The sequence below is a fragment of the Paraburkholderia piptadeniae genome (genome assembly GCF_900007165.1).
Classification (GTDB): domain Bacteria; phylum Pseudomonadota; class Gammaproteobacteria; order Burkholderiales; family Burkholderiaceae; genus Paraburkholderia; species Paraburkholderia piptadeniae.
Genome location: NZ_CYGY02000003.1, coordinates 25,952 through 51,053 on the forward strand (window position 1 = coordinate 25,952; position 25,102 = coordinate 51,053).

Annotated in this window: 21 protein-coding genes; 6 read left to right on the plus strand and 15 right to left on the minus strand. The window is 64.8% G+C overall.

The genetic code is table 11. The features are described 5' to 3' along the window. Nucleotides 1-110 precede the first annotated feature (110 nt). On the minus strand, nucleotides 111-1,439 hold the full coding sequence (locus BN2476_RS01065) for a hypothetical protein (protein WP_087732313.1): 1,329 nt from the start codon (nucleotides 1,437-1,439) through the stop codon (nucleotides 111-113). Between the two features lie 209 nt (nucleotides 1,440-1,648). Then, nucleotides 1,649-1,939: a hypothetical protein gene (locus BN2476_RS01070; RefSeq protein WP_235850652.1), complete on the minus strand. Its 291-nt coding sequence runs from the start codon at nucleotides 1,937-1,939 to the stop codon at nucleotides 1,649-1,651. A gap of 315 nt (nucleotides 1,940-2,254) precedes the next feature. Here BN2476_RS01070 and BN2476_RS01075 point away from each other — a divergent pair, with 315 nt between their 5' ends. Further along, nucleotides 2,255-3,355, plus strand: a complete 1,101-nt coding sequence (locus BN2476_RS01075; RefSeq protein WP_087732314.1) for an AGE family epimerase/isomerase — start codon at nucleotides 2,255-2,257, stop codon at nucleotides 3,353-3,355. Nucleotides 3,356-3,465: 110 nt separating this feature from the next. On the opposite strand, the gene BN2476_RS01080 is transcribed toward BN2476_RS01075, so the two are convergent. Then, complete coding sequence (locus BN2476_RS01080; protein WP_087732315.1) at nucleotides 3,466-5,076, minus strand: methyl-accepting chemotaxis protein; 1,611 nt, start codon at nucleotides 5,074-5,076, stop codon at nucleotides 3,466-3,468. Nucleotides 5,077-5,316: 240 nt separating this feature from the next. On the opposite strand from BN2476_RS01080, the gene BN2476_RS01085 reads away from it, so the two are divergent. Beyond that, the gene (locus BN2476_RS01085; RefSeq protein ID WP_087732334.1) at nucleotides 5,317-5,775 is read left to right on the plus strand and encodes a PaaI family thioesterase; all 459 of its coding nucleotides are present in this window, start codon (nucleotides 5,317-5,319) and stop codon (nucleotides 5,773-5,775) included. A 116-nt stretch (nucleotides 5,776-5,891) separates the two neighbouring features. On the opposite strand, the gene BN2476_RS01090 is transcribed toward BN2476_RS01085, so the two are convergent. The 6 genes from BN2476_RS01090 to BN2476_RS01115 all read right to left on the minus strand — a co-directional run bounded on the left by BN2476_RS01090 (nucleotide 5,892) and on the right by BN2476_RS01115 (nucleotide 11,361). Further along, nucleotides 5,892-6,740 (minus strand): ureidoglycolate lyase, encoded by an 849-nt coding sequence (locus BN2476_RS01090; RefSeq protein ID WP_087732316.1) that lies wholly within the window; start codon nucleotides 6,738-6,740, stop codon nucleotides 5,892-5,894. 56 nt (nucleotides 6,741-6,796) lie between these two features. Further along, nucleotides 6,797-7,540: an SDR family oxidoreductase gene (locus BN2476_RS01095; protein WP_087732317.1), complete on the minus strand. Its 744-nt coding sequence runs from the start codon at nucleotides 7,538-7,540 to the stop codon at nucleotides 6,797-6,799. A 117-nt stretch (nucleotides 7,541-7,657) separates the two neighbouring features. After that, complete coding sequence (locus tag BN2476_RS01100; protein WP_087732335.1) at nucleotides 7,658-8,488, minus strand: amidohydrolase family protein; 831 nt, start codon at nucleotides 8,486-8,488, stop codon at nucleotides 7,658-7,660. Between the two features lie 15 nt (nucleotides 8,489-8,503). Beyond that, on the minus strand, nucleotides 8,504-9,544 hold the full coding sequence (locus tag BN2476_RS01105; RefSeq protein WP_087732318.1) for an aldo/keto reductase: 1,041 nt from the start codon (nucleotides 9,542-9,544) through the stop codon (nucleotides 8,504-8,506). Nucleotides 9,545-9,734: 190 nt separating this feature from the next. After that, nucleotides 9,735-11,036 carry a UxaA family hydrolase gene (locus BN2476_RS01110; RefSeq protein WP_087732319.1) on the minus strand — a complete coding sequence of 434 codons (1,302 nt, stop codon included), beginning with the start codon at nucleotides 11,034-11,036 and terminating at the stop codon, nucleotides 9,735-9,737. Nucleotides 11,037-11,052: 16 nt separating this feature from the next. After that, nucleotides 11,053-11,361 (minus strand): UxaA family hydrolase, encoded by a 309-nt coding sequence (locus tag BN2476_RS01115; protein WP_235850653.1) that lies wholly within the window; start codon nucleotides 11,359-11,361, stop codon nucleotides 11,053-11,055. 176 nt (nucleotides 11,362-11,537) lie between these two features. Here BN2476_RS01115 and BN2476_RS01120 point away from each other — a divergent pair, with 176 nt between their 5' ends. Together BN2476_RS01120 and BN2476_RS01125 are read left to right on the plus strand one after the other, a co-directional pair. Continuing rightward, complete coding sequence (locus BN2476_RS01120) at nucleotides 11,538-12,338, plus strand: IclR family transcriptional regulator (protein ID WP_087732321.1); 801 nt, start codon at nucleotides 11,538-11,540, stop codon at nucleotides 12,336-12,338. A gap of 141 nt (nucleotides 12,339-12,479) precedes the next feature. Next, nucleotides 12,480-13,022 carry a hypothetical protein gene (locus BN2476_RS01125; protein WP_087732322.1) on the plus strand — a complete coding sequence of 181 codons (543 nt, stop codon included), beginning with the start codon at nucleotides 12,480-12,482 and terminating at the stop codon, nucleotides 13,020-13,022. Between the two features lie 47 nt (nucleotides 13,023-13,069). Here BN2476_RS01125 and BN2476_RS01130 read toward each other — a convergent pair whose 3' ends face one another. Beyond that, on the minus strand, nucleotides 13,070-15,508 hold the full coding sequence (locus tag BN2476_RS01130; RefSeq protein ID WP_087732336.1) for a bifunctional acetate--CoA ligase family protein/GNAT family N-acetyltransferase: 2,439 nt from the start codon (nucleotides 15,506-15,508) through the stop codon (nucleotides 13,070-13,072). A gap of 437 nt (nucleotides 15,509-15,945) precedes the next feature. Here BN2476_RS01130 and BN2476_RS01135 point away from each other — a divergent pair, with 437 nt between their 5' ends. Next, on the plus strand, nucleotides 15,946-16,815 hold the full coding sequence (locus BN2476_RS01135; protein ID WP_087732323.1) for a LysR family transcriptional regulator: 870 nt from the start codon (nucleotides 15,946-15,948) through the stop codon (nucleotides 16,813-16,815). A gap of 105 nt (nucleotides 16,816-16,920) precedes the next feature. On the opposite strand, the gene BN2476_RS01140 is transcribed toward BN2476_RS01135, so the two are convergent. The 5 genes from BN2476_RS01140 to fae form a co-directional block, all read right to left on the minus strand. Further along, complete coding sequence (locus BN2476_RS01140) at nucleotides 16,921-18,522, minus strand: peptide chain release factor 3 (protein ID WP_087732324.1); 1,602 nt, start codon at nucleotides 18,520-18,522, stop codon at nucleotides 16,921-16,923. 586 nt (nucleotides 18,523-19,108) lie between these two features. Further along, nucleotides 19,109-20,527 (minus strand): MFS transporter, encoded by a 1,419-nt coding sequence (locus tag BN2476_RS01150; protein ID WP_087732326.1) that lies wholly within the window; start codon nucleotides 20,525-20,527, stop codon nucleotides 19,109-19,111. A gap of 104 nt (nucleotides 20,528-20,631) precedes the next feature. Further along, nucleotides 20,632-22,071 (minus strand): NAD-dependent succinate-semialdehyde dehydrogenase, encoded by a 1,440-nt coding sequence (locus tag BN2476_RS01155; protein ID WP_087732327.1) that lies wholly within the window; start codon nucleotides 22,069-22,071, stop codon nucleotides 20,632-20,634. Further along, the gene (locus BN2476_RS01160; RefSeq protein ID WP_087732328.1) at nucleotides 22,068-23,126 is read right to left on the minus strand and encodes an aldo/keto reductase; all 1,059 of its coding nucleotides are present in this window, start codon (nucleotides 23,124-23,126) and stop codon (nucleotides 22,068-22,070) included. The genes BN2476_RS01155 and BN2476_RS01160 overlap by 4 nt, the downstream gene beginning before the upstream one ends. 29 nt (nucleotides 23,127-23,155) lie before the next feature. Continuing rightward, a complete protein-coding gene (gene fae, locus BN2476_RS01165) occupies nucleotides 23,156-23,680 on the minus strand; it encodes a formaldehyde-activating enzyme (protein WP_087732329.1) in 525 nt (174 codons plus the stop codon). Nucleotides 23,681-24,443: 763 nt separating this feature from the next. Here fae and BN2476_RS01170 point away from each other — a divergent pair. Then, nucleotides 24,444-24,986 carry a hypothetical protein gene (locus BN2476_RS01170; RefSeq protein WP_087732330.1) on the plus strand — a complete coding sequence of 181 codons (543 nt, stop codon included), beginning with the start codon at nucleotides 24,444-24,446 and terminating at the stop codon, nucleotides 24,984-24,986. Nucleotides 24,987-25,102 lie beyond the last annotated feature (116 nt).

Sequence of the window (25,102 nt, forward strand, 5' to 3'; positions counted from 1 at the left end):
GGCGGCTCGGCGGCTCGCACAATCCGCCGTCATAGCGTTCGCGCGAAACCGCCGATCTCGAAACAGGAGGGGTTGCCGGCCGCGCAGCGAGGCGCAGCCAGCGTCGATGCTTAGTGAGCGTGCGCCGACTTACGTCGCTGTACGTGCTGGGCGTGCGTGACGTGCGCATCGGCGGGTTTTGCCGGCGCGGTCGCGGCAGCCGGCGAAGCGGGCGCCGGAGCTTGCGCACTGACGGGAAGGCTCGTCGTGGACGAATCCGTGTCGAGCAACGTCGCCAGCGTGGCCTGCTGGTTCAGCATCATTTGCTCGATGCGCTGTTCCTGAGCCGTCGACTGATGCGCGAGGCGCAACAGCAGCAACGTCTGCGCGATACCGATCGCGATCGTCATCAGCAGCGCGCACACGACGATGGTCAGCAGCCATTTCATGCGCCGCGAGTGGTCGCTGTCGGCGCGGCGCTGGTCGGCGATCACGCCATACAAGGCATCGACGGTATCTGCGAAGGCGGTCGCGCGCGCTTGATCCAGTTCGGGCGTGCCGCGCGGCGCACGAAGGTGCGACGTCGTTGCAACGTGTGGGGCGCGGGTCGGCTGCGCGGCTGTGCCCGTCGCGTTTGCGCCTGTCGCGCCATTCCCGCCGTTTCCGTCGATGGCACCGCTCCCGCCGCCTGGCTTCGCCGACGTACCTGCTGCCGTCACATCGCGCGCAGCTGTCGCGACTTTGGCGCTTGCAGCCACGGGGCGCTGCGCCGTGCCGCCGGGTGCCCTCGCGTTCGCGCTTTCCTTCGGCTCGGCAGATTCAGCCGCCGTTGCCGAGACCTGGCGCAGCGCCGCCACGCTGCGCATCACGCTCGCCGCCGCCAGCGACGCTAACTGCGACGGCGTATCGCCCGTCACCTTTTCAGTGCTTGCCGACGTTGCCGTCTGCGCCGCCATGTCGCCTTCAGCCGAAGAAGCACGCGACGCTTGCCCCTCAGGGGCGCTGCTTGCGGCCGCAGTCGATTCAGGCAAGTTCGCTTCCGTTTCGATCAGCATCTGCCCGGCGTGTGGATCATCGGCTGGCGTCTGTTCTTTTGACGGCGACGCCGCCGCGCGCGCCCCGCGCAGCCCCGCTTTCGCTTCCGACGGCCCCGCCGCAAAGCCGCCTCCATCCGCCGCGCCCGCCGCCGCCAGCACGACATCGGGCAGCTCGAAGCCCTGCAGCGTGCCTTGCCGCACGTCGATGTTCATCGCGTGCTGCTCGGCGCGAGCGGTGTCGTCGGGGAACAGGTCGAGCGTGCTGTCGTCGCGCACGGCGTCGCTCAACTGCGCGAGCCGCTGCGCCGAGCGCGCCGCCCGCGCGAGCTTGTTTTCCGTTTCGGGAGAAACAGCGGACGCGCGCCGCTTCTGCGAACGGGCGCGCGCCGGGCGGGAAATCGTGGATTCTGCGGAATCTGCCATGAAGGGAAAGCGGGAAAGGCAGCGTTCGTCGCCAGTCGGGCGCCGCTACAACATGCCGTCAGCGTGTTTTAGAGCCCGCATTGTCTCATGCAAAAGGGGACACAGAAATGGATCGCGGGCCTTTTTGCGACGGGCTTCGCGCATGAGCGGCGCGCGTCGCTGATCCGTTCGGCGCAGCCCCGCGTCCGCTGATGCCCGCTCATCTGCGCTCAAGCCGGCTCCCCGTTTTCGCGAAACTCCTTCACCCCCGGCGGCGCTTTCAGTTGCCCGCAAATCGCCGTGTACTCCGTCGCCGACACGCGATTCAGCGTGATCGGCACTTCGTCGAATTGGGGATCGTCGTCGCTCTGCTGCATCACGAACTGCTTGATGCGCGGGCTCGCCGGACCCAGTGCGTCCTGCAGCGAATGGAATGTCATCGAGCCGCGCTCGAAGCCGATCGCGCTGCCGAGCACTGCAGCGAGGACGAGCCGTGAGATCAATTCGACATTCCCAATCATCTTGGTCTCCTGTCGACCGGAGTTGGCGCTTTAGCGCCTTACTCCGGTCCCATGCAGCGCAGTCGACCGGAGTTGGCGCTTTTGTGCCTTACTCCGGTCCCATGCAGAGCAGTCCACCAGAGTTAGCGCTACAGCGCCTTACCCACTCCCATGCCTCACTACAAACCCACGCAACATCGCCGCCGTTTCATTGCCACTGGCCGATTTGCGCGATAAGCGTCGCGCGCGGTTTGCTATGCTGGAGCCCCCGGCGCGCGCGTGCCCCGCATGCGCTTCACATCGCGCCCACGACTCCACTGATCGAATTGCTCCACCATGAACCCAACCGCATCCGCGCCCGAACTTGCAGCCGCGTTGCGCGACCACTTCGCGCGCGTCATCCTGCCGATCTGGCGAGGGCCCGGCTTCAGCGCGGCGCTCGGCCTGCCGTATGAAGCCGTCGCAGCCGATGGCCAGACGCCGCTGCCCGTCGTCCGTTATCGCGCGATGGCGTGCGCGCGGCAGATGTTCGTGTTTGCGCTGGCCGGAGAAACGGAGCATGCGCTGCGCCTGTTCGAATCGCTGATCCATACCTTCCAGGACGGCAAGCATGGCGGATGGTTCTATAGCGTCGATGCGCAAGGCGCGCCGCTCGACACGACCAAGGATCTCTACACGCACGCGTTCGTTGTGTTCGCATGCGCCGAATACGGCGCGCGCTCGGGCAACCGCGATGCGCTCGACGTCGTGCATCGCGCATCGTCGCTGATCGAAGACCGCTTCGCCGCGGACGATGGCCTGTTGCACGCCGCGCTCGCCGCCGACTTCTCGACGAAGGGCGAAATGCCGCTGCAAAACCCGCTGATGCATCTCACGGAGGCGTGGCTCGCGGCGCGCGCGGCCACGCGGGACGCCGCGTTCGACACGGCCCTCGCGAAGCTCGGTGAAGCGATTGCGCGCACCTTCGTGCACGAGCCAACAGGTTGCATCGCCGAACTGCCCGTCGGCAGCGCGGACAACCGGCTCGAGCCCGGCCATCAGTTCGAATGGTTCTGGCTCGTGCAGCAGGCAGGCGATGTGCTCGCGGGCTCGGGCTTGCGCGAAGCGCTGGCGCGCGCGTTCATGTTCGCGCACGAACGGGGCGTCGATGCAGCCACGGGCGGCGTGCATGCCGCGCTCGACGAGGCTGGCGGCATCAAGGATTCGACGCAGCGCATCTGGGCGCAGACGGAATACCTGCGCGCGCTGGCCGTGCACGGCGACGCCGCCGTCCGCGCGCTGCTGCCCCAGCAGATCGAGCGCTTCCGGCCGCGCTTTCTGCACGCGCAGGGCTGGGTCGAATGCAAGACGCTCGCGGGCGAGATCGCTCGCGCGGACATGCCTTCGACGACGCCCTATCACCTCGCCACCGCTTACGCCGCGTTGCCGTCCGCATAACAGGCGCTTTTAACGGCGGAAGCGAGCCAGAAGAACCGCAAAAACAAAGCCCGCGAAGCAAGCCGCTTCGCGGGCTTTGTCATATGGAATTTGCGATCTAACGCATGCGCTCATGCGCCAACCGGCTCGCTGAACACAGGCGCGATCGCATGACGCGTGCGCTGCGACGTGAACACGACATCGGAAATTTCGAACGCCGATACGGCGTCCTTCAACTGCCGCGTCTGCTGATGCAGCGACGCAGCAGCCGCCGCCGCTTCTTCGACGAGCGCTGCGTTTTGCTGCGTCATCTGGTCCATCTGCACGACCGCCTGATTGACCTGCTCGATGCCCGTGCTCTGTTCATGCGACGATGCGCTGATCTCGGCCATCATCTGCGTGACGCGCGAGATCGATTCCGATACGTTGCGCATCGCTTCGCCCGCGCGTTCGACGAGCACCGATCCGCCCTGAATCTCGGCCACCGATTCGCTGATCAGCTCCTTGATCTCCTTCGCCGACTGCGCGCTGCGCTGCGCGAGTCCGCGCACTTCGCCCGCGACGACGGCAAAGCCGCGGCCCTGCTCGCCCGCGCGCGCCGCCTCGACGGCCGCGTTCAACGCAAGGATGTTGGTCTGGAACGCGATCCCGTCGATCACCGTAATGATCTCCGCAATGCGGTCCGAGCTTTGCGCGATGCCGTGCATCTTCGTCACGACCTCGTTGACGACATCGGTGCCGCGAGAGGTCGCGTCGAGCGCCGTCTCGGCGAGCGTGTTCGCTTCGCGTGCGTGTTCGGCGTTCTGGCGCACCGTCGCCGTCAGTTCCTCCATGCTCGAAGCCGTCTCCTCGAGCGACGCCGCCTGGTTTTCCGTGCGCGCCGACAGATCGGCGTTGCCCGTCGCGATTTCGTCCGCGCCGATGTGAATCGAATCGGCCGCTTCGCGCACGGTCTTCACGGTGCGCGCGACGCTCGCCTGCATATGCGAGAGGCCCGAGAACAGACGGCCGATTTCGTTCGTGCCGCGCTCGGCAATCGGCTGGTTCAGGCGGCCTTGCGCGATGCGCTCGAAATGACGGCCCACTTCTTCCAGCGGCCCGACGACGCCACGGCGCAGCACCACGTGCACGCCGATCGTGCCGCCCAGCAGCAGCGCGAGAATCACGAGACCGACCACGCGGAACATCGTCTCGCGCGCGTCGATCGAATCGAGCGACGCACGGCCCGCCGCATCGCCGAATTGCGTGAAGTTGTGCAACTCGGTCAGATACGCGTCCTGCATGCCTTGCGTCGGCTGATCGAGGAACGCCTGGATGTTGTTGGTGTCGAGGTACTGCGCAAGTTCGCCGAGCGCCGTATGCAGCTTCTGGTACTTCTCGTTGAGCGCGGCGGCGCGCGCGCTGTTTTCATCGTTGAGTTTCGGCGCGTTCATGAACACCGTGAACGAGCGCTCCGCGGCGGCGATCTGCTCGCGTGCATGCTGAACGATGTCGGTCGGCTCCGCGCCGCCGCGCACCATCCGCGTGCCGGCGCGCGAGAGATTGATGCGTGCGTCCATCAGATGCTGCGTCGTCTCGTTGACGGCGTTCACCTGGCGCAGCGCGACGCTCGCCAGATCGTCGACGTCGTCATGCGTGCGCGTCATGGACCAGTAACCGAGGCCCGCCGTCACCAGCTGGAAAATGCAGAAAGCGGCCAGAACACATAGCAGGCCGGATGCGACCTTGATCTTGCTGAACATCGAGACACCTGAATAGCTGAGAGGACGGAAGTGCATCCGGGTTTACGGCAGTGCCGGCCGTCGCCTTGAGCGTTCGCCGGAAAAATTACCCGTACGTGCGAATTCTGAAAGACACGCCGTCGCGTCACGTCGAATTACGCAATAATTGCCGCGCAATCTTTTCGAATTCCCTTGACGCGCCGCATTCATGCTTCCTAGAGTGGGGACATCGCCATGCGGGCCATGCCCGAAGGAACGACGATGACCGATCTACTCGACCGGGCGCGCGGCGCACTGCACGCCCAGCCATTCAGCGTATTGCTCGGCACGGAGCTCATGTATGTCGGGGCGAACGAACTGACGCTGTGTCTGCCGATCCGCGATGAATTGCGGCAACAGCATGGCTTCGTACATGGCGGGGTGATCAGCTATCTCGCCGACAACGCGCTGACCTTCGCGGGTGCGCTGGCCCTGGGGCCGAGGGTCGTGACGGGCGAGTACAAGATCAACTATCTGCGGCCCGCGGTGACGGGCGTGCTGATGGCGCGTGCGGAAGTCGTGTACGTCGGCAGGCAGCAGGCGACGTGTCAGTGCAACGTGTTCGTCAGCGACGGCGACAGGGAACGGCTGATCGCCGTCGCCCAAGGCACGATCAACCGGATCGGCGACGGCACGGAAGACGAACCCTCGCGCGCGGACGAAAGACGTCGCCGCGAATGAAAAGAAAAAAGCCGTCCGGACATCGTGTGTCCGAACGGCTTTCTCTCTTCGTGAATGCGCTGAATGCGCACATGAACGGGCAACGCGCCGTTCGATGAGTCACGGCTCAGCGCGAATCACTCCGCCGCATACGTCTTCTGCTGCTGCTCGCCGAGACCTTCGATGCCGAGCCGCACCGTCTGCCCCGGCTTCAGATAGACGGGCTCGGGCTTCACGCCCATGCCGACACCCGGCGGCGTGCCCGTCGAGATCACGTCGCCCGGTTGCAGGCTCATGCACTGCGACAGATACGACACCAGCTTCGCGACGCCGAACACCATCGTCTTCGTGCTGCCGTTCTGATAGCGATGGCCGTCCACTTCGAGCCACAGCTTCAGGTTCTGCGGATCGCGCACTTCGTCGCGCGTGACGACCCACGGACCGATCGGGCCGAACGTATCGAAGCCCTTGCCCTTGTCCCATTGACCGGCGCGCTCGATCTGCCATTCGCGCTCGGACACGTCGTTGATCACGCAATAGCCCGCGACGTAATCGAGCGCATTTGCTTCGTCGACGTACTTCGCTTCCTTGCCGATCACGACGCCCAGTTCCACTTCCCAATCTGTCTTTTTCGAGCCGCGCGGAATTTCGATGCCGTCGTTCGGACCGACGACCGCGCTCGTCCACTTGTTGAAGATGACGGGCTCGGTCGGCACGGGCAGATTCGATTCGGCCGCGTGGTCCGCGTAGTTCAGTCCGATGCACACGAACTTGCCGATCTTGCCGACGCACGGCCCGATGCGCGGATTGCCTTCGACCACCGGCAGCGACGCCGGATCGATTGCGCGCAGCTTCGCGAGCGCGGCATCCGTGAGCGTGCTGCCATCGATGTCGGCGACCACTTTCGACAGATCGCGAATCTTGCCTTGCGCATCCAGCAAGCCCGGCTTTTCCTGGCCTTTCGGTCCATAACGAAGCAATTTCATCGCTGCAGTTTCCTCAGTTCAGTGATTCAGGTTCATCGATGCCTGCGCTGCGGGGCTCAGTTCGACCAGCCGCCGTCGATCACATGTGCCTGGCCCGTCGTGAACGCCGATTCGTCCGACGCCAGATACAGCGCCAGCGCCGCGATCTCTTCCGGCTTGCCCACGCGGCCCATCGGCTGGCGCGCAACGAACGCCGCGTGCACCGCTTCGATCGTCGCGCCTTGCGCCTTCGCCTGTTCCGCGATGCGCTCTTCGAGCGAAGGCGAGTGTACCGTGCCTGGGCAGATTGCGTTGCAGCGTATGCCGCGCGTGACGAAATCGGCGGCGACGGACTTGGTCAGTCCGATCACAGCCGCTTTCGATGCGCCATACGCGAAGCGGTTCGGCACGCCCTTCACGCTCGACGCCGCCGACGACATGTTGATGATCGACCCGCCGCCCTTCTCCAGCATTGCGGGCAGAAACGCGCGGATCGTCCGGTACATCGCCTTCGCGTTCAGATCGAAGGCGAAGTCCCAGTCCTCCTCGCTCGCTTCGAGAATCGAGCCCGCATGCACGTAGCCGGCGCAATTGAACAGCACGTCGATCGCGCCGAGTTCGTCGGCGAGCGCCTTGATCGCCGCGCCGTCGAGCACGTCGAGCTTGCGCGCTTCGACGGGTTTGTCCTTCAGCGCTTCGATGCGGATGTCGGTCGCGATGACGCGCGCGCCTTCACGCGCAAAAAGCTCGGCCGTCGCGAGGCCGATGCCTTGCCCGGCGGCGGTGATCAAGGCCGTCTTGCCGGCCAGTCTTTGTATCATCTACGGCTCCCGTTGGATTGGCGTTTGAGTCATACCGGGTATTGCAGCGGCTGCTCACCGGCGCGATCGTGGAAATGTCGTCGAGCGAATTCAGAGGCCCGCATTCGGAGGCCGCATTCAAAGGCGATAGAACGCGGCCGCATTGCCGCCGAATACGGCATCGCGCTCCGCGTCGGAGAGTTGCGCGAGCAGCAGCGTCGCGATCGAATGCCACAGCAGATAGTCGCCGTTCAGGTTCAGCACCGGCCAGTCGCTGCCCCACATCAGCCGCTTCGGCCCGAACGCGGCAAGCAGATGATCGACATATGGACGCAGCGTCGCTTCCGTCCAGCCTTGCGCGGCTTCCGTCGCGAGGCCCGACAGCTTGCAGTGCACATGCGGCCATCGTGCGAGCCGCGTGATGCCCTCGGCCCATGCGTGCCAGCCCGCGCTGCCGTCGCGGATCGACGGCTTCGCGCCGTGATCGACGACGATGCGCAACTGGTCAAAGCGCTTGATGAACGTCTCCAGCGCATCGACGTGGCGCGTGAAGATCAGCGCATCGAAAGCGAGATCGTTCGCGATCAGCGCATCGACGGCGGGCTTCAGGGCGGGATTCGCGATCCAGTTGTCGTCAGGCAAGTCTTGCAGCATCGGCCGCACGCCCTTGAATTTCGGCTCGCGCGCGAGCGCTTCGATCAGCGCGGGCGCATCCGCGTCGAGCATCGGCACCCAGCCGACGACGCCCGCAATCGATGCCTCGTTGCGCGCGAGTTCGAGCAGATAGCGCGTTTCTTCGACCGTCGGCGCGGCCTGCACGACGACCGTCCGCGCAACGCCCGCCTTTTCGCGCAGCGGCGCGAGATCGGCGGGGCCGAACGTGCGATAAAGCGGAGCGAGATCGGGCGTGAGCCAGCCGTAGTCGCCGCGCTCCTGGTTCCAGTAGTGCTGATGTGCGTCGATTTGCATGATGTCGTTGAGCAATCAATTCTTTGGCACGGGCGCGCGCGGATCGAGCAAGTCCTTGTCGCGCAGCGCCTGCCACAGTTCAGCGGGTATCGGTCGATCGAACGACGCGACGTTCTCACGCAGTTCGTCCGCATTGCGCGCGCCCGTCAGCACCGTCGCGACGGCGGGATGCGCATACGGAAACTGCAACGCAGCGGCAGCAAGCGGCACGCCATGCACCTTGCACACCGCTTCCAGACGGGCGACGCGTGCAATCACGTCTTCGGGTGCGTCGGCGTAATTGAACTTCAGATCGCCTTCGACGCCCCGCGCGAGAATCCCCGAATTGAACGCGCCGCCGAGCAGAATGCTGACGTTGCGCTTTTCGCATTCGGGCAGCAGATCGTCGAGCGTCGCCTGTTCGAGCAGCGTATAGCGGCCGGCGAGCAGCGCGCAGTCGATGTCGAAATCGCGCATCGCGTCGAGTATCGCCGCGCCTTCGTTCACGCCAAGGCCGGCCGCTTTCACGACGCCTTGCGAGCGCAGATCGTCGAGCGCGCGAAAGCCGCCGCCTTGCGTCAGCTGCTGCCAGTAATGCGCGTTGCTGTCGCCGTGCGTAAAGCGGCCAATGTCGTGCACGAGAAGAATGTCGATATCGACGATGCCGAGCCGCTGCTGGCTGTCTTCGAACGAACGCAGGATGCCGTCGTGCGTGTAGTCGTAGATCGCCTCGAACGGCAGCGGGTTTTGCCAGCCTTCGCTGCCGTCATACGGATTCTTGCGCGGCACGAAGCGGCGCCCGACCTTCGTCGAGAGCACAAATTCGCTTCGCGGATAGCGGCGCAACGCATCGCCGAGACGATGCTCGGCTTTCGTGTGGCCGTAGTGCGGCGCGGTGTCGAAGAAGCGCACGCCCGCGTCCCATGCGGCCTCGATAGCGCCGAACGCCTCTTCGTCGGACAGATCGCGATAGAGCCCGCCAAGCGGCGCCGTGCCGAGACCGAGGCCCGTCACTTGCAGCGCGCGTGCGCCGATGCTGCGGCGCTTGCGCACGTTTGAACCCGGCACGTTTGTCATTGTGTGTGTCTCCTGTCGATCAGAGTTGGCGCTTTAGCGCCATTACTCTGATCCCATGCAGAGCAGTCGATCAGAGTTGGCGCTTTAGTTGTCGGCCGGAGTTGGTGCTTCAGCACTTACTCCGGCCCCATGCAGAGCACCGTACTCTGATCCCATTGGCTCATATCGTGCGCGTGAAGCGATGCAGCGCTCACCGCTGTGTCAAACCAGCGACCCGCTGTGGCGGAGCCGCATGGAAAGGCAAGCACGCCGGCCCGACGGGCTCGAAGGTCTTGTAGGTAAGAATAAACTCCTGATGCCCGAGCGACTCGGATTTCGACGCCGCGCCCCGCGCGACGGCGAGCGTCACATCGAACACCTCGCGACCTACTTCGTCGAGCGTCGCGCGGCCTTCAAGAATACGCCCGGCATCGACATCCATGTCGCCGGACAGATTGCGATACGTGTTCGGGTTTGCGCAAACCTTGATGACGGGCGAGATCGCCGAGCCGACCACCGATCCGCGCCCCGTCGTGAACAGGATCACATGCGCGCCGCACGCGATCAGCTCCGCGATTTCCGCGTTGTCGCTGATGTTCGGAAAGCCGAAGCGCGGCTCGCCGTCAGGCACGACGTCGAGCAGGTAGAGGCCGCCCGTCGGCGGCACGTCGCCGGGCTTCACGATGCCGACGATCGGCGATGCGCCGCTCTTCGCATACGCGCCGAGCGACTTTTCCTCCTGCGTCGTGAGCCCGCCGTCCGCATTGCCGGGCGCGAAACTGCCGTGACCGAGTATCGAGTAATAGCGCGCGGCCTTCGCCACGCACGCGACGATCTCGTCGCCCAGATCGTCGCGCGCCGCGCGGCTTTTCATATGGAACTCGCAGCCGACCAGTTCGCCCGTCTCCTCGAAGATGCAGGTCGCGCCCTGCTCGATGAAACGATCGAACGCGCGGCCCACGGCGGGATTCGCGGTGATGCCGCTCGTGCCGTCCGAGCCGCCGCAGATCGTGCCGATCACGAGTTCGGATAGCGCCATCGGCACTTTCTGCTGCTGCGCGAGTTCGCTGCGCGCGTTGCGCACCCAGTCGACGCCATATTGAATCGTGCTGCGCGTGCCGCCCTTTTCCTGGATCGTCAGCACGTGCGCGGGGCGTCCGCTCGCGCGCACGACATCGGCCAGATAGTGCTTGTTCATGCTCTCGCATCCGAGCGACACGAACAGCACGGCGCCGACGTTAGGATGAGTCGTCAGCTGCTCCATCATCTTTTCGGCGTAGCTGTTCGGATAGCAGCCGGGAAAGCCGATCAGATGAACGGGCTCGTGATCCGCCGAAGGATCGTCGAACGCATCGAACGAAGGACGAAACTGCGCGACGATCTCGCGCGCGACGTGATGCGCGCATTCGACGAGGTACGCCACCGCGACCACGTTGCGGATGCCCTTGCGTCCGTCGCTTCGCAGATAGCCTTGCAGCGCGGCGCCGTTTTCTGCTGCTGAAATGTGGGTCATGAGTTCCTTGCCCGCGTCAGTGATGGACGAATGCGTGGCCTGCTTCGTGCGTATACGTGGGCAGGTAATCGCTTTCGAGGTTGTGCGTATGCAGATGCTCGCCGCGCGCGACGTCGGCTGTCACATGGCCGATCGCCGCGCCGTAGCGCAGCACCTTTTCGTCGGCGCGCAACGGGCGGCGCGCGACCTTGTGGCCAAGATCGATCGTCTTCGCGAGCGTCACGTGCTCGCCTTCGATATCGACCTGTGTCCCTGCATCCAGCCGCGCGGCGGCAATCAGGCAGTTATCGTCGGGGTTCAGCAGAATCAGGCGGGGATCGGTCATGCCATTCTCTTCATTCATTAATGAACGTATTATTCATATTCGAACTTTGGCAAGTCAACCAATGGGCGATCGCCAGGCGTGGGTGTTTTCCCTGGCCTCGCGCGCCGTGCCCTGTGTGTCAGTCCGTTGACGGCCGATAATCGATGCAAATGTCAAACACCAACTTATTTCCGACGATGGACGTGGAAGACAAGGAAGACGCCGACCGTTATCGCGCCCCTGCGCTCGACAAGGGGCTCGACATACTCGAATTGCTCGCCGAGCAGAAGGGCGGCCTGACGCGCGCCGAGATCACGAAGCTGCTGGGACGCAACGCCAGCGAGATGTACCGGATGCTGGAGCGGCTCGTCGCGCGCCAGTACGTCGTGCGCTCGGCGGGCGGCGACCGTTACTCGCTGAGCCTGAAGCTGTACGCGCTCGCGCATCGTCATCCGCCGATGAACCGGCTGATTTCGGAAGCATTGCCGCTGATGCAGCGCTTCGCGGCGCAAGCCGAGCAGTCGTGCCATCTCGCCGTCTACGACCGCGGCAATCTGCTCGTGATCGCGCAGGTGGACGGCCCGGGCACGTGGGGCATCTCGGTGCGGCTGGGTGCGCGCGTCGGTCTGATCGACACGAGCTCGGGACGCACGATGCTTGCGTTCCAGACGCCCGAACAGCGCAGGCACATGCTCGCCGAGCACACGAAGGTCAAGGGCGAAGTGACCGTCGATCACGACGCGCTCGAAGCCGCGTGCGCGAAAATCCGCGCCGCCGGTTTCTCGCAGAAGGACAGCCAGCAGATTTTCGGCGTGACCGATCTGACCTTTCCGCTGCTGACAGCATCGGGCCAGGCGATTGCGGCGATGACGTGTCCGTTCCTCAAGCGCATCGACGAATACGTCGCGCCGTCGCTCGACGAAGTCACGCAGATGTTGCGCGAGACGGTGCAGGGCCTGTCCGTGTTCGCGGAGCCGGAGATGCGCGCGGCTTCCTGAACGACCGATGCGCGCGCTGCCGCGCATCGCACGCGCATTCGGTTCGAATGCGCAAACACGTTGCGTTAGAATGTCGGCCCTTTTCCGAATCGACGACTTTCGCCGCATGCGTTCTTGCGCGTGCGCGCTCACTGATACGCAATGGCCAAACTTCTGTCCGACCTCGAATTCCAGCGTTTTTCCGAACTCCAGCAGAAGCAGGCAAGCTTCACGATCAGCAGCGAAGAAGCTGATGAACTGCGCGACATCGTGGCTCGCGCGCAGCAGAAGCGCGACGACCGCGCCGCCGCGATGAAGCAGATCGAAACCTTCGTCGCGCAGTTCGACATCACGCCCGACGAACTCTTTTCGGCCGATCAGATCGGCGACGCGGCCCGCAACTTCGGCTTGATTCCCGCCGCAAAGAAAGAACGCGTGCTGCCGCCGACGGTGACGTTCAACGGCAAGCCGTATCAATGGACGCGCACGCTGCCCGACGAAGTGCGCGTGCCGCTCTTCGAAGCGTTCACGGCAGGGCAGTCGGTGAAGGCGTTCATCGCGACGCCGAAGGACGCGATGCGCTGCGCCGCGACGATCGCGCGTCTGGAGCGCGAAACGGGCGCGGCCTATGCGCCCGCGTGGCTGGAGGAACTGTCGGTGTCGCGCGAGCAGGTCGACGCGGCGGCGGCGAAGCTCGCGGCTTGATGGGTTTGACTTCGCACTTTCGCTGACGCGACGAGCACGCGCTCACGTCAGCGCGTGCCAGAGCATGAACGCGACGCGCCGTAGGCAGGCGCGGCGCCTTTTTGTTTGTCCTTCTGCCCCTCCACCTTCTCCTCGGGCTGATCGAGCGCCATCCTGAAGCCGACGACGCCCGGGTCCTCCGTCCGCGTGGCCGTAAAGCCGACGGCCGTCGCGAGCCCGATCATCGCCGAATTCTCGCGCAGCGCCTCGCCGATGAGCCAATGCGTGCCGCGCGAGCGCGCGTACGCGATGATGCGCTCCATCAGCAGACGCCCCAATCCCTTGCCCTTCTGATCCGAACGCACGGCCATCGCGAACTCGGCCGTTTCGTTGTCGGGGTCCGCGACCGCGCGCACGACGCCGAGCGTTCGGATCGAGCCGTCGTCGTTTCGCATCGTCGCGATCAGCGCCATCTCGCGGTCGTAGTCGATCTGCGTCATGCGCGCGAGCTGCGAATGGTCGAACCGGCCGACGGCGCCGAAAAAGCGCAAGCGCAGATCGTCGGGCGTCATCGACTCGACGAACTCGCGATGCGCGTCCTCGTCTTCGGGGCGGATCGGCCGCACGGTGATGCGCTGGCCGCGCCAGTCGAGCGTTTCTTCATAGCGGCGCGGATACGGCATGATCGCGAAGCGCGTGCGGTTCGCCGACAGCCGCAGACGCGGGCCGACGATGGCCACGCCGCTTTTCATTACACGCAGCACGAGCTTGAGCGAGACGATCTCGCGGATCTCCGACACCGCCTGCGAAATCGACGTCAGCGCGTTGAGAACGGGCTCCGGCGCAACCTCGCGCGCGTACGCAGAATTCGACAGGATGTCATCCGACAAAACCGGGTTGAGGGGCGGCAGGCCGAACACGCACATCGGCCGCGCCTCGTCGTGCTCGGGCGGCGCGGTGAAGCGGAACACGGGGCCGAAGTTGTCGTCGTCGCGCAGCTCGACGGTGATGTCGACGACGGCATCTTCGCGCGCGTCGTCGGGCACCGTGCGCAAACCGAAGTGCGCAAGCAGACGCGCCGCTTCGTCGCCGTCGAGCTCCGTCACGCCCGACGACAGCGCCGCGCACGCCTGCGCCTGGGCCGCATCGATGGCTTCGGGCACGCGCGCGGGCTGGCCTTCGGGCGTCTGCATCAGCAGCTCGCGCACGAGCCGATACTCGACCAGACGCTCGAACGCGCGCGCGAGACGCTGCGGCGTCGTGTGCACGGGAATGCCGTGCTCGTGCAACGCATCGCGCGTCTCGCGCTTCACGCCGCCGAAAAAGCACGCGAGCAGTCCGCGATACGCGTAACGCTGATTCGCGATCAACGCCTGCGCGACTTCCTCGACGGGCGCGCTGTGCGTCGACGCATGCACGACGAACGCGGTGCCCGTCGAACGTTGATCGGCGAGCACCTTCAGCGCCATGCCGAAGTGATCGGCGCGCGCGTCGCTGCCGAGCAGCAGCGGATTGCCAGGCCTCGCGCGCGGCAACGCCTGCGCGAGCGCATCGACGGCGCCGGGCGGACACGGCGCGAGCGTGTCGCCAGCGGCCTTGAAGGCGTCGGTGGCGAGCGTCGCGACGCCGCGGTCGCTCGTGATCAGCGTCGCCGTCGCGCCCGCCGCGACGCGTCCCACGCCGAGCGTTTCGATTTCGTCGAGCAGATCGTCGAGCGCATCGACGCGCACCACGCCTGCGCGGCGGAACGCGGCGGTGTAAAGCGCATCCGCTGGGTCGCTGCGGCCCGAGCGCAGCGCGAGCACCGGCTTGTTGCGCGCCGCCGCCCGCGCCGCCGACATGAACTTGCGTGCCGCCTTCACCGAATCCACTTCGAGCAAGATCGCACGCGTGCCGGGGTCGCTCGCGAGATAGTCGAGCACGTCGCCGGCATCGACGTCGGCTTCGTCGCCGAGCGCCACTGCGTGCGAAAAGCCGAGGCCGCGCGCATGCGCCCAGCCGAGCACCGCGTTCGTCAGCGCGTTCGACTGCGACACCCACGCGACGCCGCCCGAGCGCACCGTCACGACAGGCGCGCCGAGATGCGCCTTGAGCGCGGGCGTCACGATGCCGAGGCTGCCCGGCCCGACGACGCGCAGCAGATGCGGCCGCGCGGCCGCAAGCGTGTGCCGCACGTCGGCACGGCCGTCGTCGTCGCGCGCCTCGCCGACGATGATCGCCGCGCGCGTGCCGTGGCCGCCGAGCGTGTGGACGATGCCCGGCCACGTCGACGGCGGCGTGCAGACGATGGCGACCGTCGGCGCGTCGGGCAAATCGCCCGCATTGCCGACGCACGCGTGCCCGTCGAGCATGTCGTACTTTGGATTGACGGCCCAGACGGGGCCGTCGAAGCCGCCTTCGATCAGGCGTTTCCAGACCATCGAGCCTGTGCTGCCCTCGCGATTCGAGGCGCCGATCACGGCGACGGATTTCGGTCGAAACAACGCGTCGAGATTGCGTACGGTCACGGTCGCTCCGCGAGTGAGGTGGGCGCGCGGCGGATTCGACCGGATTCGGCCGGATTTGGTCAATACGCGCGCGATTTCATCAGGATAGGCGAAGAGCAACGACATCGTGATGTCCGTGCGGGCGCGATGCCGCGCGCCTTGCTCTATCGCCGCCGATTTGCATCCGATGTTAGCGAATGCCTTAGGGGCCAGAGCCTGCATTCCGCCGATGCGCCACCCCGTCGCACCTTTAGCGATGCGGCCTGCGTCCGCTCACGCGCCGTCTGGCGCACCATGTAGAATCGCCCCAGGCTCGCGGCGCGGCTCCGCGTTGCGGCGCCGCGGCCGGTGCGCTCAGGTCGCGCTGAAGTCGCAGTCGCCGGGCCAAGGGGAAGCATGCCCGCCGGCAGTCCGCCGTAAGCGGGACACAAAAGAATGATGAGATTGAAGGAAAATCCATGCGGCGTCTGCCCTCGCTGATCGCGTTGCGCTTTTTCGAAGAGACGGCCCGGCACATGAGTTTCAACCGCGCGGCCGTCGCGCTGTGCGTAACGCAGGGCGCCGTCAGCCGGCAGATCAAGATTCTCGAAGAATCGCTTGGCGCGAAGCTGTTCGAGCGCGATCACAAGGGCATCCGCCTGACGACGGCCGGACAGCAACTGTTGCCGTGCGTGTCCGAAGCGTTCGACACGCTCGAGCGGGGCACGCTCCTCGTCACGACGGCAAAGGGCCGCCGGCGGCTCGTGCTCTCCGTGCCGCCGACGTTCGCAACGCAATGGTTTTCGCCGCGCCTGGGCTCGCTGGCTATCCAGATGCCCGACGTCGTGCTTTCCGTGCGCACGGAGCCCACCGACGACTGTCACTGCAACATCCGCTTCGGCCGCGATGCGCTGCCAGACGCGCATTCCGAACGGCTGATGATCGAGCGGCATACGCTGGTCGGCGCGCCGCGGCTCGCGGGTGAACCGCTCGACAAGCTGCTCGAAACGCTGCCCGCCTTGCACGTGCTGCACAACGACGCGCGGCTGAACCTGTGGCCCGACTGGCTCGACAAGGCCGGCCTGCCCGCGCGCTACGCCGAAAACGGCATCGAGTTCTCGACGCTCGAACAGGCGATCCACGCTGCGCGCAAAGGCGTGGGACTCGCGATCGTCGATCGCAACATGATCGTCGAGGAACTCGGCGAAGGCAGTCTTGCGCCGATGTCCGACGTCGAGGTCAGCGGGCCTTACGGGTATTGGCTCGATATCGCGCCGCGCCACGAGGCGCTAGAACACGTGCAGGCGTTTGCAAGCTGGCTGCGGGAGCAGGTGCTGGAGATGTCGTAGAGCGCTGTCGTAACGCGTGATGCGTCCAAAGCAAAAAGCCGTGTTCGTTTTGGCGAACACGGCTTTTGTCATTCAGCAGCAGCGAATTGTACGAATCGCCCGCGGTTACATCGCTTTCCTGAACGGCGCGCCCGAATGCTCGCGCAGTTCGTTGAACACGATCTTCGGCCAGGCCTTCTGCGCGACTTCGATTTCGGAGATGTGCGATGCGAGGTACGTCGGCGCTTCGGCGGCGTCGTAGGCAATACGCGGCGAGTACGAATCGCAGAAACGGCGCAGCTCGGCGGCGTCGTCGCACGTCACCCAGCGCGACATCCGATAGCGCGCGGGCGACATCCGCACGTCGACCTTGTATTCCGTCGACAGCCGGTGCGACACCACTTCGAATTGCAGCTGACCGACGGCGCCCAGAATCATCAGACCGCCGACGACGGGCCGGAACACCTGGATCGCGCCCTCTTCGCCCAGTTGCTTCAGCGCTTCGCCGAGCTGCTTCGCGCGCATCGGATCGACCACTTCGACTGTCTGGAAAATTTCCGGCGCGAAGAACGGCAAGCCGACGAATTGCAGCAGCTCGCCTTCCGTCAGCGTATCGCCGAGACTCAGCGTGCCGTGATTCGGAATGCCGATGATGTCGCCCGCGTACGCCTCGCTCACCGTTTCGCGCCGCTGCGACAGGAACGTCACGACGTTGTTCGCGCGGAACGTCTTGTTGTTGCGCGTCACCTTGAGCGCCATGCCGCGCTCGAAACGGCCCGAGCACACGCGGATGAACGCGACGCGGTCGCGGTGCGCGAGGTCCATGTTCGCCTGCACCTTGAACACGACGCCCGTGAATTTCGGCTCGTCGGGCTGCACGGGACGCTGCACCGTCATCCGCGCGGACGGCGGCGGTGCGAGATCGACGAGCGCGTCGAGAATTTCCTTCACGCCGAAGTTGTTGATCGCCGAGCCGAACAGCACGGGTGACTGCTGGCCCGCGAGAAATTCGTCGCGATCGAAGCTGGGCGTCGCGCCCGTAATCAGCTCGATCTCTTCCTTCGCGCGCACCCACGCGTGGCCGAAGCGGCGCTCGCCTTCCTCGTCGCCGGGCGCGCGCACGGTCTCGACTTCGCCGCCGAGCGTGTCCTGACCCGCGCGGAACACGCGCACCTGATCGTTCTGCACGTCGTAGACGCCCTGAAAGTCCTTGCCCATGCCGATCGGCCAGGTGAACGGCACGGCCGACACGCCCAGATGCTGTTCGATTTCGTCGAGCAGATCGAGCGGCTCGCGCACTTCGCGGTCGAGCTTGTTGATGAACGTGACGATGGGGGTCTTGCGGCTGCGGCACACTTCGAGCAGCTTGAGCGTCTGCGCTTCGACGCCGTTCGCGCCGTCGATCACCATCACGGCGGCGTCGACGGCCGTCAGCACGCGGTATGTATCTTCGGAGAAGTCTTCGTGGCCCGGCGTGTCGAGCAGATTGATCACGCAGTCGCCGTACTCGAACTGCATCACCGAACTCGCGACGGAAATGCCGCGCTGCTTTTCGATCTCCATCCAGTCGGACGTCGCGTAACGATTGCTCTTGCGGCCCTTCACGGTGCCCGCGATCTGGATCGCGCCCGAAAACAGCAGCAGCTTTTCGGTGAGCGTGGTCTTACCCGCGTCCGGGTGAGAGATGACCGCGAAAGTGCGGCGGCGTTTGAGTTCGGAGACTGACATCGTTTGAGGCGGTAAATGTTCGGGCTGGGGTTCGCGCTGGGCTTTGGGCCGGAGCGGCCGGTTTGGCTTGCCACTCTGCCAGGCGTCGGATCGGAGCCGGCGGGCCGGCTCGAAGCACGCGCACCCGCTTGGGCGGCAGGCCGGTACGCCGCGCGGCATACGTCGAGGCAGCGGCAACAATTGCCGGTTACCCGTGCGTCGAAGCAACGGACGGAATGATACACGTGAGGGCGCGCGAAGGCGGAAAATCAGCCGGATAGGCATCGTCGAAAGGAGACCGCCCGCTCTGATCGGGCATGCACCCGTGTTCGCTACTGATACGACATCGTGAACGTCGCAAGCGCCTTCACCGATCCGGCGGAAACGTTCCCTGTCCGCACGTAGCGCGCGGTCAGCGGCACTTGTAGCGTGCCGTTCGGCGACGCGCCGATCGTCCATTGATTGGTGTTGCCGGGCGTCGGGGAATCGGGGCCGAACGCGAAAAGAGTTCGAAAAATCTCGACAGGCAGCAAAAAACAAAAAGCCCGAAGCCCCCCGACGGGGCTTCGGGCTTGTGCCGAAGAAATGAATCGATACGCGCGAGCCGCTACGCGCCGCTCGCCTGGTTCAACGTCAGATGCTTGGTCTCGGGCGCCCACGCAATTGACACGATCGTGCCGACGAGCAGCACCGCGGCCAGCGCGAGCATCGTCGAATGAAAGCCGAGCCGCGCGATGCCGAGTGGCAGCAGGAACGTGCCGACGGCCGAACCGAGCCGGCTGCACGCGATCGCGAGACCGACGCCGCACGCGCGCACTTCCGTCGGGAAGCACTCGGGCGGAAACACGCCGACGAGATTCGAGAACGCCGACATCGTCAACGTGAACACGGCGAACGCGACGATCATCCAGAGCGCCGCCGACTCGGGCAGCATGCTCAACGCGATCAGCGACACGCATGTGACCGCGAACGAGCCGATCAGGAAGCGGCGGCGCGATAGCGCGATCGTCAGCCAGATGCCGAGCAGCGCGCCGAGCACGAGCAGGCCGTTGAGCAGGAAATCCGCACCCGAGCCGTTGTCGAGATGAGTCGCCTTGAGGATGGACGGCAGGAACGTGTAGATCGCGAAGTACGGAATCACGAGGCACACGAAAAACGCGCAGTTGAAAACCGTGCGGCGGATCAGATCGGACTTGAACAGCCGCGCGAAGCCGCCGCTCGCATGCGCATGATCGTCGTGCGCGCCGTCCAGGGTCACGTTCGGGCCGAAGTATTTCAGCACGACCGCCTGCGCCTCCGCGATGCGTCCCTTGCCGTGCAGCCAGCGCGGCGATTCCGGCGTGCCGATGCGCACGACGAGCACGGCAAGCGCCGGCACGCCAGCCGATGCCAGCAGCCAGCGCCACGCATCGGGCGACGCATCCGCGTAGTACATGCCGAGCACATTCGCGACCACGTAACCGATCGTCCAGATCACGCTGAACGAGCCGAGCAGCGTGCCGCGATGCTTGCGTGGCGAGAACTCCGCGAGGATCGCGTGACCGACGGCGAAATCGCCGCCCATGCCGAAGCCGATCAGCACACGCAACGCGCACAGCATCGCCGGCGACGTGACGTAGAACTGCGCAAACGCCGCAAGCGTGATGATCAGAAAGCTCAACAGGAAAATGCGCTGCCGGCCCATGCGGTCCGACAGCCAGCCGAACACGAGACTGCCGACGAAGATGCCCATCAGCGCGGAGCTGCCGATCATGCCTTGCCAGAACGCGTCGAGCGGCATCTGCTTGTTGAGCGTCGCGAGCGCATAGCCGATCGTGCCGAGCGCGTAGCCTTCCGTGAAGTGCGCGCCGAACGTGAGCCCGGCGATCTTGACGTGAAACGCGTTGAGCGGCACGTCGTCGAGCGGAATCGCATCGCCACTCGCATGCGGAGGGTGGTGGGAATCGTGGGAATGGGCGCGCGCGGCGGCGCGCGGCGTATCGGAAGCGAGGCCGGACGGCCGCGCCAGCAGGTCTTGATCGGTCAAGATGTCTCCTTTGTTATCGCTTGATCGCGTTATCGTGCGTCCCGCAGTTCGCGCCGGGACGCGTACCCCCTCTCCGCCGCGCGTGGCGGACACAGCTTCGACGGCTAGCGCGCGAGGCCGCCCATCATCATGTACTTCAGCTCGACGTACTCATCCATGCCGTACTTCGAGCCTTCACGGCCGAGTCCCGATTGCTTGACGCCGCCGAACGGCGCGACTTCCGTCGAGATGATTCCTTCGTTGATGCCGACCATGCCGCTTTCCAGTGCCTCCGCGACCCGCCACGCGCGCCCGAGGTCGCGCGTATAGATGTACGCGGAGAGGCCGAACGGCGTATCGTTCGCGGCCTCGATCGCTTCGCCTTCCGTCCTGAAGCGGAAGCACGCGGCGACGGGGCCGAAGGTTTCTTCTCCGGCGATCCGCATCGCTTGCGTCGCGCCGACGAGCACCGTCGGCTCGTAGAACGTTCCGCCCAGCGCGTGACGCTTGCCGCCCGTCAGCGCCTTCGCGCCATGCTCCAGCGCATCGGCGACGTGCGCTTCGACTTTCGCGAGCGCGGCCTCGTTGATCAGCGGACCTTGCTCGACGTCGCCCTTCAGCGCATCGCCGACGCGCATCGTCTTCACGGCTTCCGTCAGCGCTTTCGTGAACGCGTCGTAGATGCCGTTCTGCACGTAGAAGCGGTTGACGCACACGCAGGTCTGCCCCGTGTTGCGGAACTTCGACGCGATCGCGCCTTGCACGGCGGCATCGATGTCGGCATCGTCGAACACGATGAACGGCGCGTTGCCGCCCAGTTCCAGCGAGAGCTTCTTCAGCGTATCCGCCGACTGCTTCGCGAGCAGCTTGCCGACGCGCGTCGAGCCCGTGAACGACAGCTTGCGCACGACAGGCGACGCCGTCAGCACGCCGCCGATCGCGACGGCATCGCCCGACACGATGTTGAACACGCCCGCCGGAATGCCCGCGCGCCCAGCGAGCACGGCAAGCGCGAACGCGGACAGCGGCGTTTCTTCCGAAGGCTTCAACACCATCGTGCAACCGGCCGCGATCGCAGGGCCCGCCTTGCGCGTGATCATCGCGAGCGGAAAATTCCACGGCGTGATCGCGGCGACCACGCCGACAGGCTCGCGCGTCACGATGATCTTCGAGCCGGGCTTCGGGCTCGGAATCACGTCGCCGTAGCTGCGCTTCGCTTCTTCCGCGAACCATTCGAAGAAGCTCGCTGCATAGCCGACTTCGCCCTTCGCTTCGGCGAGCGGCTTGCCCTGCTCGCGCGTCAAAAGCTCGGCGAGCGCGTCGCGATGCTCGAGCATCAGCTCGCCCCAGCGCTTCACCCGTGCGCCGCGCTCCTTCGCGGTCAGCGCGCGCCAGGCGGGAAAAGCGCGCTCGGCGGCATCGATGGCTTGCGCCGTTTCATGCGCGCCGCCCTTCGCGACGTTCGCGATGACCTCGCCCGTCGCCGGATTGCGAACCGCGTACGTGTTCGCGCTTTCGTACCACTCGCCGTTGATGTAATGGCCCGTGCGGAGAAATTCGCTCATGCTGCTCTCCCCACTGCCTGACTCAGATCGGCAGCCATGTCGGCGAACACGCCTTGCGCGGGACGCGCTTCGCGCGCGATGCGCCTGCCGGCCGTGTAGTCGTTGATCAGATCGCAAGGCGTGTAGTTGCGCTCCAGCTCGTGCAGCTCTTCGGCGTCGAGCTTCGTGCTCAACGCGGCCAGCGCGCTGTCGAACTGCGCCGGCGAATCCGCGCCGACCAGCATGCTCGCGACGCCTTCGCGCTGCAGCACCCAGGCCTGCGCGATCTGCGCCGCCGATACGCCACGCTTCGCCGCGACGCGCGCGACGGACGCCGCGATCTCGCGCGATGCCGTGTCGCCGTACATTTGCGCGGTGAAGAAGTCGGTCTGATTGCGCGTCGATTGCAGATCGCTCGTCAGCAGTCCGCGTGCGAGCGGGCTGAACACCGAAACACCGACGCCCTGATCCTGGCAGTACGGAATCATCTCGCGCTCTTCCTCGCGATACGCGAGGTTCAGTTGCAGCTGCATGTTGATCGGCTTGTGCCAGCCGTTGCGCTCGCAGACCTGCATGATCTTCGCGAACTGCCACGTGTACATCGTCGATACGCCGATGTAGCGCGCCTTGCCCGCGCGCACGATGTCGTTCAACGTCCCCATCGTTTCCTCGACGGGTGTGTTCACGTCGAAGAAATGCAGCATGTAGATGTCGACGTAATCCATGCCCAGACGCGTGAGCGATCCGTCGATGCCGTCCATGATGTGCTTGCGCGAGTGGCCGCCGGCGTTCTGGTACGCGCCCATGTCGTAGCCGACCTTGGTCGTCACGACGATTTCCTCGCGGCGCGCGAGGCGCTTCAGAATGCGGCCGACCACTTCTTCGCCGACGCCCGTCGAGTAGAAATCCGCGAGGTCGATGAAGTTGACGCCGGCTTCGAGCGCGTGACGCACGATCGGCTCGCTTTGCGCTTCATCGAAAATCCACGGCTTCCATTGCGGCGTGCCCATGTTCATCGTGCCAAGGCACAGACGCGAAACCTTCAGGCCCGACTGGCCGAGGCGAATGTATTCCATTTGTTGTCTCCTTTGTGTCGTCGGCCGGTTTAGCGCTGTTTCGGCGTATAGAACGGGTTCGACACGTCGCGCGCGGCGGCGAACACTTCTTCCTTGTGCGGCAGACCCTTCATCGCGGCGACGATCGCGTTCTTGCACGCGAGGTAGTTGTTCTCGAAGACGGCGTCGAGGTCGTCGGTCTTCGGGTTGACCCAGTTCGCCGACACGACGACCCAGTCGTTCTCCGCTTCGGGCGGCAGCGTGCCGTTCTCCAGCGATTCGGCCACCGCCTTCGCGATGCCCGCCTGCGATGCGCCCCACGTCGCGTTGCCATGGAAATCGCCTTCGATCTGCGCCTTGTTGACGTACAGCGTCAGCGGCTTGGTCGGCACGCCCGGACGCGCGATCACGACGAACGGTGCGTGGCCGGCGGACGGCGTCGACAACGCCGTGGCGAAAGCCTGGCCAGCGGGGCCGTTACGCGGGCCGACGAGCACGTTGATGTGCGCGAGGTTCACGCCCGGCCCTTCGAATCCTTCGCCGATAAACAGTTGCTTTTCAGTGGTAGCGCTCATGGTTTCCGTTCCGTCAGGTTTGAGTGGATGCGCGGATTGTGCTGTCCGGAACGCGCGACGATGAATCGATGTTTTTTGATCCGGGGTATGAGGCGGACTCAACTCCGGGTTTCCACTGAGCGAGGGTTATCGGGTTATCGGCGAAGGAATGCACTGAGGTGAGCGTTTTCGGGAGATACGAACAGCGGCGGCCAATGTGGCCCGGCGCGAAGCCCACGCGCGATCGACAAGCTCTGTTTGCGTCAACGAATCTGGAAGATGAAGCGCGCGGCCGCGCTCTCGACGACACGCGCAAATGCTTGTCGCACAAGGCTTTTCGGACGGCCGCGCGGACAGGTTGATGCGTGTGCGTGGTCGCTTCGACAGGTCGTTCGCACGCTGCGCGACTGCCGGCCTCGCGAGCCACGACGCGCATCACTTCGGACAAAGGTGAGGATTTTCGGGACGCCCGCAACGGTGCGCGCGGCACCTGTCCATTCGCTCACTGCACGTCCGGCTCCGACAACGAACGATGCCGCCGAGCCAATCACATAAAGCTCACTGGCCGGTCGCACGCACGATATCAATCGTTGACGCATGCCTGGAGGCATCGGTCTTTAAGCAGACCTCGTCAGGACTCGTCGTTCACACACTATTCTTTGACGTTTCATGCGATTTCTCAGAAACACAAGAGCCTAACCTGTTGATTAGGATGCTTCTTATATTCAGGCGAGCCCGGCAACAATATGCTTAACGGTTTTTCTGCTCCCCTCGCGCCCAAACAATGAAAAGCACATACCGGTATCTGATCGCCATTGCTATCACGACGACGCTCGCAGCTTGCGGCGAAAAAGACCACGCACCTCAGACTGTCGAGAAAAGTGCCGATACTGCCAGTTCCGTGGCATCGCAGACTGCGGAACAGTCGGCCTCCTCCGATGACAGGGAAACCTACAAATACTCGTTGAGCGACGGTCTGGACATATGCTTCCGGAAGCTGAAGGATAAGCTGGGAGGCAATGCGAAGGTCTCAAGCATCGATTCATCCTTCTCAGAAGGTAAGGATATCGACTCCGAGCAGGACGCGCCCAGAGGCGCTTTGACTACGTGCCTTGCAAGCTACCAAGATCCTTCTGATGCGCGCAAGCTGCTTCGTTCGCGAATGAATGTGCATAGTGGACAGTTTGAAACGCCAGAGCCGGTAGAGATTGATGTAACGGGCGACGCATCGAAGTTCAATCTCAACGACTATGTGATCGCGCTGAACAGAATCGACGCATCGCCCTTGCAGGCGTTTCTGGATAGCCGGAAGCTGAAGCTCAGCTAGATATATGGGACCTACGCGTGGCGCGAGGTGCGTCTGGAGGCGCCCGGTACTTTTGATTCCAAGCATGTCTTCCGCGTTGGGTTGACTGGTCGATATAACAGGCGTTAACAAAATGA